We start from the raw sequence: 16,551 nt of genomic DNA, 5'->3' as shown, positions 1-16,551 counted from the left end.
CTGCGCGTGATTTGGAGTTGTCCTGGAGGTGGCCGCGCTGCGCGACGCCGCTCAGCCTGTCTACATGGACCGCGCCGGGGGGTGTGCGACAATCCGGCCATTCGCAGCCCTCATGGATCGCCAATGCTCCGTTTTGCTCTTTGCGCGCTGCTGGGCGCGGCTTCGCTCTCCGCCTGCGCACAGTCCACCACGCCGCCGGCCGGCGCCGCCGCGTCGTCCAAGGCCGCACCCGCCGTCAGCGGCGCACCGGGCGAGCAGCGCGTGCGGTCGGCGCTGCTGCAGCTCGATCCCAACTTCAAGCCCGACTACATCGGTGCCGCGCCGTTCCCCGGTTTCCGCGAAGTGGTGGTGGGCGGCCAGGTGCTGTACGTCTCCGACGACGGCCGCTACCTGTTCCAGGCGCAGCCGTTCGACATCCAGGAAAAGCAGTTCGCCTCCAGCGAGGGCCTGCTGAGCTACCGCCGCAAGCTGCTGGAATCGGCGCCGCGTGCCGACCGCATCGTGTTCGCCCCGGCCAATCCCAAGTACACCATCAGCGTGTTCACCGACATCGAATGCGGCTACTGCCGCAAGCTGCACAGCGAGATCGCCGAGCTCAACAAGCAGGGCATCGCCGTGGAGTACCTGGCGTACCCGCGCATGGGCCTGGGCAGCCAGGACTACAAGGACATGGTCGCGGTGTGGTGCGCGGCCGACAAGAAGAAGGCGCTCACCGACGCCAAGGCCAGCGGCAAGGTGCCGAGCGCGGCCAACTGCAAGAACCCGGTGACCATGCAGTACAACCTGGGCCAGCGCCTGGGCGTGAACGGTACCCCGGCGATCTTCGCCCCGGACGGCACCCAGATCGGCGGCTACCTGCCCCCGGCCAAGATGCGCGAAGCGCTCGATAAGCGCGCGGCGGAAGCGACGAAGGCTGGCGGAAGCCGCTGAGCGGCCGGGAATGGGGAAACGGGAATCGGGAATGGGCGCGACGTCGCTCGTTCCCGCGGCCACGACCGCTGAACGCTCGTCTCTCCCCCTTGGTCGGCGGTGCGGCCTTTGCGCCACCGCTGTTGCCGCTCCGCGTTTTGCCGCTGGAGCGCCGCGTCCGCTGGCGCCCAACCACCGCTAGCGCGTCCGCTGACGCCGACCCCGCTCGGCGGCCGGCTGTGCCGATTCCCCATTTCCGAATCCCCCTTCCCAGCTCTCCGCTACAATAGCCAGCCCGTTTCCTCACACGGTTCCCCGGACATGATCGTCCTCGAGGGCGCTTCCGCCCTTTCGCCGTTCCGTCGCGCTCGGCTCGAAACCCGCCTGCAGTCCCTCGTTCCCGGCGTGCGCATCGCCGGCGCCTGGCACGTCTACTTCATTGACGGCGAGAACGCCGCCTCGCTCGACCTGGTCGCGGCCCGCCGCATCCTGCAGGCGCAGGACGCGCCGGCGCCGGCCGACGCGGGCACCTGCTCGCGCTACGTGGTGCCGCGGCTGGGCACGCGCTCGCCGTGGTCGAGCAAGGCCACCGAACTGGTCCGCGGTGCCGGGCTGGCGATCCGCCGGGTCGAGCGCGGCACGCGCCTGGACCTGGCCGGCTGGCCGCAGGCGCCGGTCGACCAGGCCGCGCTGGCCAAGCTGCTGCACGATCCGATGACGCAGTCGCTGCTGGACGATGCCGCACAGGCGCAGGCGCTGTTCCAGGCGCCGGCGCGCGGCGAGGTCGAGCGCATCCCGCTGGACCAGTTGGAAGCGGCCAACGCGCGCCTGGGCCTGGCCCTGGCCCAGGACGAGATCGACTACCTGCGCCAGCGCTTCGGCGAGCTCGGCCGCGATCCGGCCGATGTGGAACTGATGATGTTCGCGCAGGCCAATTCCGAGCACTGCCGGCACAAGATCTTCAACGCCAGCTGGACCATCGACGGCAAGGAGCAGGACCGCTCGCTGTTCCGGATGATCAAGCACACCCACCAGCAGACCCCGCAGCACACGCTCAGCGCGTACAGCGACAACGCGGCGGTGGTGGAAGGCCATCCGGCCGCGCGCTACCGCCCGGATCCGGCCAGTGGCGAGTACCGCAGCGAGGCGGTGACGCCGTCGGCGTTCTGCATCAAGGTCGAGACCCACAACCACCCGACCGCGATCGCGCCGTTCCCGGGCGCCTCCACCGGCGCCGGTGGCGAGATCCGCGACGAGGGCGCCACCGGCCGTGGCGGCAAGCCCAAGGCCGGCCTGACCGGCTTCAGCGTCTCGCACCTGCGCATTCCCAGCCTGCCGCAGCCGTGGGAGGGCGCGCGTCCGCTCAACCCGCGCATGGCCCCGGCGCTGGAAATCATGCTGGACGGCCCGCTCGGCGGCGCCGCGTTCAACAACGAATTCGGCCGGCCCAACCTGCTTGGCTATTTCCGCAGCTTCGAGCTGCCGGAGACGCAGGACCTGACCCGCGCCTACGACAAGCCGATCATGCTGGCCGGCGGCCTGGGCGCGATCGACCGCGTGCAGGTGGAGAAGATCCCGCTGCAGCCCGGCGATGCGGTGATCGTGCTCGGCGGCCCGGCGATGCTGATCGGCCTGGGCGGCGGCGCGGCCAGTTCGGTGGCCTCCGGCGACAGCGCCGAGGACCTGGATTTCGCCAGCGTGCAGCGCGACAACCCGGAGATGGAGCGGCGCGTGCAGGAGGTCATCGACCGCTGCGTGGCGCTGGGCGCGGACAACCCGATCCGCTGGTTCCACGACGTCGGCGCCGGCGGCCTGTCCAACGCCATTCCCGAACTGCTGCACGATTCCAGCGTAGGCGGCCTCATCGACCTGGACCGCGTGCCCAGCGACGACCCCTCGCTGTCGCCGATGCAGCTGTGGTGCAACGAATCGCAGGAGCGCTACGTGCTCGGCGTGCCGCAGGCGCGCCTGGCCGAATTCGCCGCGATCTGCGAGCGCGAACGCTGCCCGTTTGCCGCGGTGGGTGTGGCGACCGCCGAGGAACGGCTCGTCGTGGGTTACGGGGTGCTCGGCGGTGGGAATGGAGAATCGGGAATCGGGAATGGTGAAACGCCAGCCGACCCCGCTGTTGCCCATTCCCCATTCCCCACTCCCCATTCCCAGCATCCGATCGATCTGCCCATGGACGTGCTCTTCGGCAAGCCGCCGAAGATGCACCGCGACACCCGGCAGCCGCCGGCGCCGCGCTGGCCGGAGCTGGACACCGATGCGCTGGACCTGCGCGAGGCCGGGCTGCGCGTGCTGGCCCATCCGACGGTGGCGGCGAAGAGCTTCCTGGTCACCATCGGCGATCGCAGCGTCGGCGGGCTAACTGCGCGCGAGCAGATGATCGGTCCCTGGCAGCTGCCGCTGGCCGATTGCGCGATCACGTTGGCCGGCTTCGATACCCACGCCGGCGAAGCGATGGCGATCGGCGAGCGCACCCCGCTGGCCCTGCTCGACGCCGCCGCGGCCGCGCGCATGGCGGTGGGCGAAGCCATCACCAACCTGTGCGCGGCGCCGGTGCAGGCGCTGGACCAGGTCAAGCTGTCGGCGAACTGGATGGCCGCGGCCAACCACGACGGCGAGGACGCGCGCCTGTACGCCGCGGTCAAGGCGGTGGGCATGGAGCTGTGCCCGCAGCTGGACCTGAGCATCCCGGTGGGCAAGGACTCGCTGTCGATGCAGGCGCAGTGGGCGGTGACCGCCGTGAATCGGGAATCGGGAATCGGGAATGGGGAAAAGCGCGATGCGTCCGCCACCGATGCCGCCGCTTCTCCGATTCCCGATTCCCCATTCTCCAGTCCCGGCGCCACGCACAAAAGCGTCTCGCCCGTCTCCCTCATCGTCTCCGCCTTCGCGCCGGTGGCCGATGCGCGGGCGCAGCTGACGCCGTTGCTGGCGCGCGAGGCCGAGAGCGAGCTGTGGCTGATCGGGCTGGGCGGCGGCAAGCAACGCCTGGGCGGTTCGGTGCTGGCGCAGGTGCATGGCGACGGTGCGCTGCCGGCGTTCGGCGGGGCGGTGCCGGATCTGGACGATCCGCAGCGGCTGCGCGCGTTCTTCGAGTTGATCCGCGATGCGCGCGAGGCCGGCATGCTGCTGGCGTATCACGACCGCAGCGATGGCGGCGCGTTCGCCGCGCTGTGCGAGATGGCGTTCGCCTCGCGGCAGGGCCTGGACATCACCCTCGATGCCTGGGGCGACGATCCCTTCCGCAGCCTGTTCAACGAGGAACTGGGCGCGGTGGTGCAGGTCGCCAAGGAAGACCGCGCGGCGTTCGCCGACCTGGTCGAGCGCCATGCGCTGACCGAGTGCGCGCAGCGCATCGCCCGCCCCAGCACCGCCGCGGCGGTGCGCGTGGCCCTGGGCGGCAAGACCCTGGCCGAATGGCGTTGGGACGAGCTGTTCGATGCCTGGTGGTCGGTGACCCACGCCATGCAGACGCTGCGCGACAACCCCGACAGCGCCGCCGAGGAACGCGCGCTGGCGCGCGATTTCGCCGCGCCCGGGCTCAAGCCGAAGCTGGCCTTCGACCCTGCCGAGGACATCGCCGCGCCGTTCGTCGCCAGCGGCCAGCGGCCGAAGGTGGCGATCCTGCGCGAGCAGGGCGTCAACGGCCAGATCGAGATGGCCAATGCGTTCGAGCGCGCCGGGTTCCGCGCCTTCGACGTGCACATGAGCGACCTCATCGCCGGCCGTGTGGACCTGGCCGACTTCGTGGGCCTGGCCGCCTGCGGCGGCTTCAGCTACGGCGACGTGCTCGGTGCCGGCCGCGGCTGGGCGACCTCGATCCTGGAGCGGCCGGCGCTGCGCGATGCCTTCGCCGCGTTCTTCGCGCGTCCAGACACCTTCGCCCTGGGCGTGTGCAACGGCTGCCAGATGCTCAGCCAGCTCAAGGACATCATTCCCGGTGCCGAGCACTGGCCGCGCTTCCTGCGCAACCGCAGCGAGCAGTTCGAGGCGCGCACCAGCCTGCTGGAAGTGGTGGAATCGCCGTCGATCTTCCTGCGCGGCATGGCCGGCTCGCGGATCCCGGTGGCGGTGGCGCACGGCGAAGGCCGCGCCGAGTTCGACACGGCCGTGGACCAGGCCGCCGCGCGCGTGGCGCTGCGCTTCGTCGACGGCCATGGCGCCGTCGCCACGCAGTACCCGCTGAACCCGAACGGCTCGCCCGACGGCATCACTGGCCTGACCAGCGACGACGGACGGGTGACGATCCTGATGCCGCACCCGGAACGCACCCTGCGCTCGCTCAACCTCAGCTGGCATCCGGCCGAGTGGCCGGACGACGCGCCGTGGCTGCGCATGTTCCGCAACGCGCGGGTGTGGGTGGGCTGAACCCGGCGTTGCCCAGGCGCGCTCGCCGTGGTGGCGACGCGCCTGCGCGACGGCGACTGCGCGACGGCGACGGCGCGGTGTCGCCCAGTCCGATCGAGCGTCGACGCGCTGGGTCGCGCGTCGCTGCGTCCCATGTGGGAGGGACTTCAGTCCCGACGCAGGACCGTGTCCGGGGCCGGCTGAGTCGGTGGTCCGACAGACCGATACCGTCGATGTTTCCCGTGTATCGAATGGGATCCCTCTGCAAATCCCGCAGTCGGGACGATCCGACCGTGCGCGGTCGCGGCTGAAGCCGCTCCTACGAAAAACTGCAGGGTGTTGTCCCGCGCGCTGCCGTCAGGGCGGTCGCGTTCGTGCGCCTGCGTCACCGTCGCGGTGAACAAGCCGGTGGTGTGCACCCACCTGGCGCTCCGGGCTGCATGGTCACACTGCGGCCGCATCCATTCCGCCATCCGCCACCCGGGTCACGCCGCCGCGTGACCACGGGCATCTGTTTCGCGCAATCGGCGCCATTCGGGTCCGTCTGGCGCGATCGCGCATCTCGATTGTGCAGGTCCTGGCGCGCATAACACACGTTTGCGTCAAGTCCTTGACGAAAAACGAAATCGCTCCAAACGCGGCATGTCAAGGCTGGCAAGGTCCGTGCCGAAAAGTTGGCGCGAATGGGTTGTTTTCATTGATATTTATCGAAAAATTAACGAAACAAGCCTGAATTCGCGGTCTGTGTCACGGCGTGTGTCGCAGCAAGTCAAAAACTTGACGTACTTGAAAGGCCGGGTTAACACTCGAGTCAGTTCCGCATTCCACCTCGGTTCATCTACAGCTCCGAGCAGCGACAGGCGTGAGCCTCTCGCGTCCCGGTTGGGACGTGCGGCACCTAAAAAACCGACAGGGGGTCGGCCGGCCGGAACGCCGGGCGAGGGTGGCTTTTTGACCGAAAACCAGCCGAATTGAGGAGCAGTCGTCGATGAATCGGATTTATCGCAAGGTCTGGAACAACGCGTTGGGGATGTGGGTGGTGGCGTCGGAACTGGCCAGCGGCGATGCCCGCGGCGCGGTCGTCCGCGATCGCCGTGCCGCACGCGCACACGGCCTGGCCCTGGCCGGCGCGATCGCCCTGGCGCTGGGCGCCGGCGCCCTTCCCGGCAGCGCCCAGGCGCAGGCCGTGCAGATCGGCGACAACGCCAACGCCAGCGGCGACTACGCCACCGCGGTCGGTGCCGAGAGCAACGCCAGCGGCGCGCAGAGCACCGCGACCGGCGCGGCCAGCAACGCCAGCGGCGACGGCAGCGTGGCCAGCGGCACCCTCAGCGACGCCAGCGGCGTGGAAGCCAGCGCGCTCGGCTACTACAGCACCGCCAGCGGCGATGGCGCGACCGCGCTCGGCGCCGAGAGCATCGCCTCCGGCGCCGCCAGCGCCGCGGTCGGCGTGGCCGCCGATGCGACGGGCGAGTACGCCACCGCGGTCGGCGGTTTCTCCAGCGCCAGCGGCTTCAACAGCACCGCGCTGGGCAACAGCGCGGTCGCGCAGGGCCGCAACAGCGTGGCGCTGGGCGCCGACGCGGTGGCCGATCGCGACGACAGCGTGTCGGTCGGCAAGGCCGGCGGCGAACGCCAGATCACCAACGTGGCCGCCGGCACCGAGGCCACCGATGCGGTCAACGTGGCGCAGCTGGACGCGGTCAAGCAGACCGCCGACACCACCGCCAAGTACTTCCAGTCCAGCGGTAGCGACGCCAGCGATGCCGGCGCCTACGTCGAGGGCGCCAATGCGGTGGCTGCCGGCGAAGGCGCCAACGCCATCGGCAACGGCGCCAGCGCGCTCGGCAGCGGCGCCACCACGCTGGGCGGCAACGCCACTGCAGTCGGCAGCAACGCCACCGCCGTCGGCGCCTCGGCGACCGCGGTCGGCGGTGCGCTGTCGATCGTCGACGACAACGGCGAGGTGCTGCTGGAAGGCACCACCACCGCGGCCGCGCAGGGCGCCAGCGCGTTCGGCGCCGGTGCGCAGGCCAATGGCGCGTTCTCCACCGCGCTGGGCACCGCCGCGCGCGCCGACGGCACGCAGAGCACCGCCACCGGCTTCTCCGCCGCCGCCACCGGGCTGGCGGCGACCGCCACCGGCGGCTTCAGCCAGGCTGGCGGCGACTTCGCCTCCGCGTTCGGCTACGGCGCCAACGCCAGCGGCGGCGACGCCGTGGCGGTTGGCTTTTCCAGCCTTGCCAGCGGCGTGTCCAGCACCGCCGTCGGCGGCAGCGTGCTCGGCCTGTTCACCACCGAGGCGCAGGGCGAGGGCGGCAGCGCGTTCGGTGCCGGCGCCTGGGCCAATGGGGACTTCTCGACCTCGGTCGGCTGGCTGAGTTCTGCCGACGGCGCCTCCAGCGCCGCGTTCGGCGCCGCGTCCTGGGCGCAGGCCGACGATTCCACCGCGCTGGGCTACGGCGCCAAGGCCGCGGCCAGCGGCAGCGTCGCGCTCGGCCAGGGATCGGTCGCCGATCGCGCCGACACCGTCTCGGTCGGCAGCGCCGGCAAGGAGCGGCAGATCGCCAACGTCGCCGCCGGCACCGAGGGCACCGATGCGGTGAACCTGGACCAGCTCGACGCGGTCAAGCAGGTGGCCGACGGCACCGCGCGGCTGTTCGCCGGCAGCGGCGACGGCACTGCGCTGGCGCAGGGCCAGCAGGCCACCGCCGCCGGCGCCGACGCGCTGGCCGATGGCGACTACGCCACCGCCGTCGGTTCCACCAGCACCGCCGCCGGCCTCGGCGCCGCGGCGCTGGGCAGTGGCGCGGTCGCCAGCGGCGACCACGCCAGTGCGGTCGGCACCGATGCCACGGCGGTCGGCACCTCGGCCACGGCGATCGGCAGCACCGCGACGGTGTACGAGTACGACGAGAACGGCTTCATCGTCGGCAGCCGCGAACAGACCACCCAGGCGCTCGGCGTGGCTGCGACCGCGGTCGGCGGCGGCGCGCAGGCGCTGGATCCGCTGAGCACCGCGGTCGGCACCGGCACCTCGGCCAGCGGCGTGCAGAGCACCGCGCTGGGCTATCACGCGCAGACCTTCAAGGATGGCGCCACCGCGGTCGGCGGCCTGTCCGAAGTGGCCGGCGACCTGGGTACGGCGGTGGGCTACGGCTCGCGCGCGGCCGGCGATTACGCCACCGCGGCCGGCATCGGCGCGCGGGCGACCGCGACCAGCACCGTGGCGATGGGCATGAACTCGCTGGCCAGCGGGACCGACAGCGTGGCGATCGGCGGGGTCAGCACCGCCGCGGCGAGCGCCGGCAACAGCGTCGGCATCACCGCGGCCACCGGCGTCGGCAGCGTGGCGCTGGGGGCAGGCGCGGAGAGCCAGGGCGATTACGCGATCGCCATGGGCTACAACGCCAATGTGTTCCCGAACCTGGAGAACGGCACCGCCGACTCGGTGGCGATCGGCCACAGCGCCGGTTCGTTCGCGCCGCACACCGTCTCGCTCGGCGCGCATGCGCTGTCCGCGGGCGAGGGCGGGGTGGCGATCGGCCAGGCGGCGACCGCGTGGAACGCCAACAGCGTGGCGCTCGGTGCCGATGCGGTGACCTCCACGTTCCACGACAGCAGCACCGCGCTCGGTGCCAACAGCGCGGCCAATGGCGCCGACGCGACCGCGATCGGCTACGGCGCGCGGGTCAGCAGCTGGGTCGCGGATGCGCAGGATCGCTCGGCGTCCAGCGCGGTCGCGCTTGGCGCGTATTCCTACGCGAACCGCGACAACAGCGTCTCCGTCGGCGACGTGGGCAACGGCCTGACCCGGCAGATCACCAGCGTCGCCGCAGGCACCGAAGCCACCGACGCGGTCAACGTGGCGCAGTTGCAGGAAGCCGGCAAGTACCTGCAGGCCAGCGCCGGCAACAGCGATGCCGGCGCCTACGTCGAAGGCGACGACGCGCTCGCCGCCGGCGAGGCCGCCAATGCCATCGGCAACGGCAGCACCGCGCTCGGCGCCGGCGCCGATGCGCTCAACAGCGGCGCCACCGCGGTGGGCAGCGGCGCGGTCGCGGCCGGGCAGAACAGCGCCGCCTTCGGCACCAACGCGCAGGCCACCGGGCCGGCGGCGGTGGCGGTCGGCGGGGTGGCGGTGGACGCCAACGGCGATCCGCTGATCACCAAGAGCGGGGTGGCGGTGGACACCGGCGCCACCAGCGCCGGGGTCGGCGGTACCGCGCTGGGCGCCAGCGCCGATGCCAGCGGCTTCGCCGCCTCGGCGGTGGGCGTGGGCGCCTACGCCGGCGGCGCGCAGGCGTCGGCGTTCGGCGCGGTGGCCAATGCCACCGGCGACTACGCCACGGCGGTCGGCACGCAGAGTGCGGCCACCGGCACCAGCAGCGTGGCGGTCGGCGGTCCGGCCGACCTGATCCCGGGCCTGGGCCTGTTCGTGCAGACCCAGGCCAGCGGCGCCAACGCGGCCGCATTCGGCGCCGGCGCGATCGCCTCGGGCGACGACTCCACCGCCAACGGCAGCATGACCGAGGCCTCGGGCCTGCAGAGCACCGCGCTGGGCTACTTCGCCTACGCGCCGGGCGACTACGCCAGCGCGCTGGGCGCGCAATCCTGGGCCAGCGGCGCCAACAGCACCGCGGTAGGCTTCTACAGCACCGCGCTGGCCGCCGACAGCGTGGCGCTGGGTGCGAACTCGGTGGCGCGTCGGGCCAACACGGTCTCGGTCGGCGATGCCGGCAGCGAGCGGCAGATCGTCAATGTCGCCGCGGGCACGCAGTCCACCGATGCGGTCAACCTCGCGCAACTGGATGCGGTGCGCGCCACCGCCGAAGGCACTTCCAAGTTCTTCGCGCATGGCGGCGACGGCACGGTCGGCGCCTATGCCGACGGCGCCGGCGCGCTGGCTGCCGGCGATGCGGCCAATGCCTACGGCGCCGGCGCGGCGGCGTTCGGCAGCGGTGCGGCGGCGATGGGCGATGACGCGGTGGCGCTGGGCAACGGCAGCACGGCCGCCGGCACCGGCGGCACCGCCATCGGCGGCCGCGGCCAGGCCTACGACCAGTACAACCAGCCGATCGTCGATGCCGACGGCAAGCCGGTGCTGGTCGGCGCCAATGCCGGCGAGAACGCCACCGCGCTCGGCGCGGGCGCGCAGGCCACCGGCAGCGTCGCCACCGCCACCGGCTACGGTGCGCAGGCCACCGGCGACCACAGCACCGCCGGCGGCTACAAGGCGCGCGCGACGGGCAACTACAGCCTGGCGCAGGGCGACAACGCCTGGGCCAGCGGCGAGGACGCCAGCGCGGTCGGCGCCTACGCCTGGGCCACGGCCGATGGCGCGTCGGCGTTCGGCACCTCGGCCTGGGCCACCGGCGCCAACGCCTCGGCGTTCGGCACCGGGGCGTGGGCCAGCGGCAGCGGCGCCACCTCGATCGGGTTCAACAGCTGGGCGCCGGGCCTGAGCGCCACCGCAGTCGGCCGCGGCGCGTTCGGCTACGGCAACTACAGCGTGGCGCTGGGCTTCCAGGCGCTGGGCAACCAGGTCAACACCATCGCCATCGGCACCAACACCGTGGCCGATGCGGAAAGCGCGATCAGCATCGGCGCCGGCAGCGAGACGACGGCATCCAATGCGGTGGCGCTGGGCGCCGGGGCGGTCGCCGACCGCGCCTACAGCGTGTCGGTGGGCAGTGCCGGGCAGGAGCGGCAGATCACCAACGTCGCCGCCGGCACCGAGGCCACCGATGCGGTCAACGTCGCCCAACTGGATGCGGTGAAGCAGGCCGCGGCAGCGACCAGCAAGTACTTCCAGGCCAGCGGCAGCGCCGACAGCGATGCCGGCGCCCTGGTCGACGGCGACAATGCGCTGGCCGCCGGCGAGGCCGCCAACGCCACTGCCGACGGCGCCACTGCGCTCGGTGGCGGCGCCAATGCCGTGGCCGCCGGGGCGACCGCGATCGGCTTCAATGCCGTCTCCAGCGGTGTCGATGCGGTCGCGCTGGGCAACGCCAGCCAGGCGTCGGGCGAGAACAGCATCGCCATCGGCAGCAACGCCCAGGCCAGCGAGATCGGCGCCACCGCCAGCGGCGCCGGCGCGCAGGCCAGCGGCACCTATTCCACCGCCACCGGCAACGAAGCGGTGGCCTCGGACAACCAGGCTACGGCCACCGGCTTCCGCAGCGCTGCGTCGGGCATCGGCGCCACCGCCCTGGGCGGCTACAGCGAGGCCACGGGCTATCTGTCCTCGGCGCTGGGCTATGGCGCACTCGCCTCAGGCAGCTACGGCACCGCGGTCGGCGTGTCCTCCACCGCTTCCGGCAGCAGCAGCGTGGCGGTGGGCGAGTACAGCGTGGCCTCCGGCGAGGAGAGCGTGGCGGTCGGTGGCACCTCGTTCTTCGGCCTGATCCCGGCCGAGGCCTCGGGCGCCAACAGCGCCGCGTTCGGTGCCGGCGCCGGTGCCACCGCCGACTTCAGCAGCGCGCTGGGCAGCCTCAGCTACGCCAGCGCCGACAGCGCCAGTGCGTTCGGCTACGGCGCCTATGCGTCGGGCGTCAACAGCGTGGCCCTGGGTGCGAACTCCGAGGCGGCACGCGACAACACCGTCTCGGTGGGCAGCGCCGGCAAGGAGCGGCAGATCATCAGCGTCGCCGCCGGCACCGAGGCCACCGATGCGGTCAACGTCGCGCAACTGAACGAGGTGAAGCAGTCGGCCGATGCCACCGGCAAGCAGTTCAAGGCCAGCGGCGGCAGCGACCCGGCCGACGATGTCGGCAGCTACGTGGAAGGCACCTACGCCACCGCCGCCGGCGAGGCCAGCAACGCCTACGGCACCGGTGCCTCGGCGTTCGGCAGCGGCGCGCTGGCCGGCGCCCGCTACGCCACCGCGTCCGGCTACAACGCCACCGCCACCGGCGAATCCAGCACCGCGATCGGCGGCTCGCTGTACTACACCGACGCGTCCGGCAACGTGCTGCTCGACGGCACCACCACCGCCAGCGCCGCCGGTGCCACCGCGCTGGGCGCGGGTGCGCAGGCCAGCGGCACGTTCAGCAGTGCCAGTGGCGCCGGCGCCATCGCCAGCGGCCTGCAGGCCACGGCCGACGGCTACAAGGCCACGGCCGGCAGCGACTACAGCACCGCGGTCGGTGCCTTCAGCGCCGCCAGCGGCACCCGCACCAGCGCGTTCGGTTACGGCGCGGCGGCGGCGGGCAACTACGCCTCGGCGCTGGGCTGGGGCAGCACCGCCTCCGGCGCCTATGCCGCGGCGCTGGGCTACAGCGCCCGCGCCACCGGCGAGGATGCGACCGCGCTCGGTGCCTCGGCCTGGGCCACCGCGGCGCAGACCACCTCGGTCGGCCAGTTCGCCTGGGCCACGGCGCAAGGCGGCACCGCGATCGGCCAGAACGCCTTCGCCTATGGCGGCACCAATGCCACGGCGCTGGGCATCAACGCCTCGGCCAGCGGCGCCGGCAGCGTCGCCCTGGGCTCGGGCGCGCGCACCAGCGAAGCCAACGTGGTGTCGGTGGGTGGCGGCAACGGCGTCACCGCGCCGGCCACGCGCCGCATCACCAATGTCGGCGCAGCGGTCAACGCCACCGATGCGGTGAACAAGGCGCAGCTGGACGCGGTGGCCACCGCTGCCGGCGACACCAGCGCACGCTTCCAGAGTTCCGGCACCGCGGTGGCCAGCGCCAGCGGCGTGGACAGCACCGCGGCCGGTGCCGGCGCCACCGCCAGCGGCCTGCGCAGTTCCGCGCTGGGCGTGGGCAGCGTCGCCGCCGGTGCCGGTGCCACCGCCACCGGTGCCGGCAGCTCGGCGACCGGTGCGCGCAGCACCGCGATCGGCCTGCAGACCAATGCGATCGGCGAGAACGGCGTGGCGATGGGCTACAACAGCTTCGTCCGCAACAGCGGCAGCAACGGCGTCGCCCTCGGCGCCAATGCCGGCGTCTCGGCGGACAACGCGGTCGCGCTCGGCGCCGGCTCGCGGGTGTATGAGGCCGACACCGTGTCGCTGGGCAGCGGCAACGGCCGCGGCGGCCCGGCCACCCGGCGCATCGTCAACCTGACCGCCGGCAGCGTCGCCGCCGGCAGCACCGACGCGATCAACGGCGGCCAGCTGTACCAGTCGCTGAGCAACATGGCCACGTTCCTGGGCGGCGGCGCCGGACTGGGCGCGCAGGGCCTGTTCGTGGCGCCGACCTACGTGATCCAGGGCGCCAGCTACAACAACGTCGGCGCGGCGCTGGCGGCGCTGGACGGCAAGGTCAGCGAACTGGATGCGCGCACCGGTGGCAGCGCCACGGCGGCACGCAGCGCGCGCATGGTCGGCACCAGTGCGGTGGCCGCGCAGGCCACCGAGGCGGCGCCGGCGACCGCGACGGAGACCACGGCGACCGCGGCGACGGCCACGACCGCATCGGTGTCCGGCAGCATCGGCACCGCCCAGGTCGGCGAAAGCACGGCGGTGGCCTCCAGCGCCACGGCGGTGGGGACCGCCGCGCGCGCCAACGACGTCACCGGCACCGCGATCGGCGGCAGCGCCTACGCGCACGGTCCCAACGACACCGCCATCGGCAGCAACGCCAAGGTCAATGCCGACGGCAGCACCGCGGTGGGCGCCAACAGCCACATCGCGGCGGTGGCGACCAACGCGGTGGCGATGGGCGAGGGCGCCAGCGTCAGCGCGGCCTCGGGCACCGCCCTCGGCCAGGGCGCCAGCGCCACCGCGCAGGGCGCGGTCGCACTGGGGCAGGGGTCGGTGGCCGATCGTGCGCAGACGGTCTCGATCGGCAGCGCCGGCAACGAGCGCCAGCTCGCCAACGTCGCCGCCGGCACCCAGGCCACCGATGCGGTCAACAAGAGCCAGCTCGACAACGGTGTGGCTACGGCCAAGTCGTACACCGATGCGCGCTTCGGCACCATGGCCGACAGCTTCGAGGTGCTGCGCGGCGATGTCGATGCGCGGTTGCGCGACCAGGACCGCCGCATCGACCGCCAGGGCGCGATGAGCGCGGCCATGCTCAACATGGCCACCAGCGCCGCCGGCATCCGCACCCAGAACCGGGTCGGCGCCGGCATCGGCTTCCAGAACGGCGAGTCGGCACTGTCGGTGGGCTACCAGCGCGCCTTCAGCGACCGCGCCACGGTGACCATCGGCGGTGCCTTCAGCAGCGACGACAGCTCGATCGGCATCGGTGCCGGTTTCGGCTGGTGATCCATCGCGGACGGCGGCGGGTGCCGCCGTCCGCCACGCAATGGCCTGAGGGGGCAGACCACAGGACCTTGGCTGGGCCGGCCAACGGATTCGGAAAAGGGAGTTTTACGGCCGCAACTGTCGCCTGATCCACGAAACTTTGAAGAGGACGTCAACGTGATCGACAAGCAAAACCTTCGTATCAATGCCATCGCCGCCGCCATGCTGGCGATGTCGCTGGGAGCCTCGAGCGCGATCGCGGCGGGCGCTTCGGCACCGCTGCCGGTCAAGGAACCGGGTACCTCCGCGCCGGCCGATGCGGTGACCTCCAACCGCATCCTGGTGCGCTACAACGCCGGCAGTGCCGCGGCCAGCGACCGCAGCGCCAAGCTGTCGGCGGTGCAGTCGGCGGTGGGCCGCGCCAGCCTCGGCGGCGGCAACGGCATCTCGCGCGCGGCCGCGGCCAGCGTGCGCGCCGAATACGTGCGCACCCTGGGCATCGGCGCGGACCTGATCCGCCTGACCGGCAAGCTGAGCAAGGCCGACCTGGACAAGGTGGTGGCCGAGATCGCCGCCGACCCGGCGGTGAAGTACGCGCAGGTCGACGCCAAGCTGCGCCCGGTCGAGGTGCTGCGGGCCAAGGCGCAGGTACAGCCGCAGTTCGTGCCCAACGACCCGCTGTACGCGCAGTACCAGTGGCACTACAGCAACGCCAACGGCGGCATCAACGCGCCGGCCGCGTGGGACGTGTCCAAGGGCGACGGCGTGGTGGTGGCGGTGCTCGACACCGGCATCCTGCCGAACCACCCGGACGTGGCGGTGAACCTGCTGCAGGGCTACGACTTCATCTCCGACAAGGAAGTCTCGCGGCGTGCGACCGACGACCGCGTGCCGGGCGCGCTGGACTACGGCGACTGGGTGGAGAACGACAACGAGTGCTACGCCGGCTCCGTCGCCGACGACAGTTCCTGGCACGGCAGCCACGTCGCCGGCACCGTCGCCGAGGCGACCAACAACGGCGTCGGCATGGCCGGCGTGGCGCCCAACGCCACCGTGCTGCCGGTGCGCGTGCTCGGCAAGTGCGGCGGCTACACCTCCGACATCGCCGACGCCATCATCTGGGCCTCGGGCGGCACCGTGTCCGGCGTGCCGGCCAACCAGAACCCGGCCGAGGTCATCAACATGAGCCTGGGCGGCGGCGGCGCCTGCGACAGCGTCACCCAGGACGCGATCAACGGCGCGGTGTCGCGCGGCACCACCGTGGTGGTGGCCGCCGGCAACAACACCGCCAATGCCGCCAACTTCAGCCCGGCCAGCTGCGACAACGTGATCGCGGTCGGTGCCACCCGCATCACCGGCGGCATCACCTACTACTCCAACTACGGCGCCAAGGTGGACCTGTCCGGTCCGGGCGGCGGCGGCAGCGTCGACGGCAACCCGGGCGGCTATGTCTGGCAGAACGGCTACACCGGCGCGACCACGCCGACCTCCGGCAACTACACCTACATGGGCATGGGCGGCACCTCGATGGCCTCGCCGCACGTGGCCGCGGTGGCGGCGCTGGTGCAGAGCGCGCTGATCGCCGCGGGCAAGGCGCCGCTGACCCCGGCTGCGCTGGAGACCCTGCTCAAGCAGACCGCGCGTCCGTTCCCGGTGTCGATCCCGTCCAGCACCCCGATCGGCACCGGCATCGTCGATGCCAAGGCCGCGCTGGACAAGGCGCTGGAAGAACCGTGCGATCCGGCCACCGAGCAGTGCGCGCCGACGGCGACCGCGCTGACCAACAAGGTGGCGGTGGCGGGCCTGGCCGGTGCCGCCGGCAACGAGGCGCTGTACAGCTTCGAGGCCAAGGCCGGCGCGGTGCTGAGCTTCCTCACCTACGGCGGCAGCGGCAACGTGTCGATGTACGTGAGCTTCGGCAAGGAGCCGGGCACCGGCAACGCCGACGCCAAGTCGACCCGTCCGGGCAACAACGAGACGGTGCGCTTCACCGCGCCGCAGGCCGGCACCTACTACATCAAGCTGGTCGGCGAGAGCACCTACAGCGGCGTCAGCCTGGTCGCGCGCCAGTAAGCGCACGCGGCGCA

Annotated in this window: 4 protein-coding genes; all 4 read left to right on the top strand. The window is 72.4% G+C overall.

Annotation, left to right across the window (positions count from 1 at the left end; all coding sequences use genetic code 11):
• The first annotated feature begins 123 nt into the window (after nt 1-123).
• The 4 genes from J7357_RS14600 (at nt 124) to J7357_RS14585 (ending at nt 16,537) form a co-directional block, all read left to right on the top strand.
• Nucleotides 124-930 (top strand): DsbC family protein, encoded by an 807-nt coding sequence (locus J7357_RS14600; protein WP_209247537.1) that lies wholly within the window; start codon nt 124-126, stop codon nt 928-930.
• A 300-nt stretch (nt 931-1,230) separates the two neighbouring features.
• The gene (purL, locus tag J7357_RS14595; RefSeq protein ID WP_209247535.1) at nt 1,231-5,286 is read left to right on the top strand and encodes a phosphoribosylformylglycinamidine synthase; all 4,056 of its coding nucleotides are present in this window, start codon (nt 1,231-1,233) and stop codon (nt 5,284-5,286) included.
• 967 nt (nt 5,287-6,253) lie between these two features.
• The gene (locus J7357_RS14590) at nt 6,254-14,485 is read left to right on the top strand and encodes an ESPR-type extended signal peptide-containing protein (protein WP_209247533.1); all 8,232 of its coding nucleotides are present in this window, start codon (nt 6,254-6,256) and stop codon (nt 14,483-14,485) included.
• A gap of 156 nt (nt 14,486-14,641) precedes the next feature.
• A complete protein-coding gene (locus J7357_RS14585) occupies nt 14,642-16,537 on the top strand; it encodes a S8 family peptidase (RefSeq protein ID WP_209032427.1) in 1,896 nt (631 codons plus the stop codon).
• Nucleotides 16,538-16,551 lie beyond the last annotated feature (14 nt).

The organism is Xanthomonas sp. D-109, from assembly GCF_017746095.1.
Classification (GTDB): domain Bacteria; phylum Pseudomonadota; class Gammaproteobacteria; order Xanthomonadales; family Xanthomonadaceae; genus Xanthomonas_A; species Xanthomonas_A sacchari.
This window is presented reverse-complemented; position numbering and strand designations above follow the sequence as displayed.

Excerpts from the sequence above, each read along its gene's own strand:
- J7357_RS14600 (WP_209247537.1), top strand. The coding sequence starts at position 124 with ATGCTCCGTTTTGCTCTTTGCGCGCTGCTGGGCGCGGCTTCGCTCTCC.
- purL (WP_209247535.1), top strand. The coding sequence starts at position 1,231 with ATGATCGTCCTCGAGGGCGCTTCCGCCCTTTCGCCGTTCCGTCGCGCT.
- J7357_RS14590 (WP_209247533.1), top strand. The coding sequence starts at position 6,254 with ATGAATCGGATTTATCGCAAGGTCTGGAACAACGCGTTGGGGATGTGG.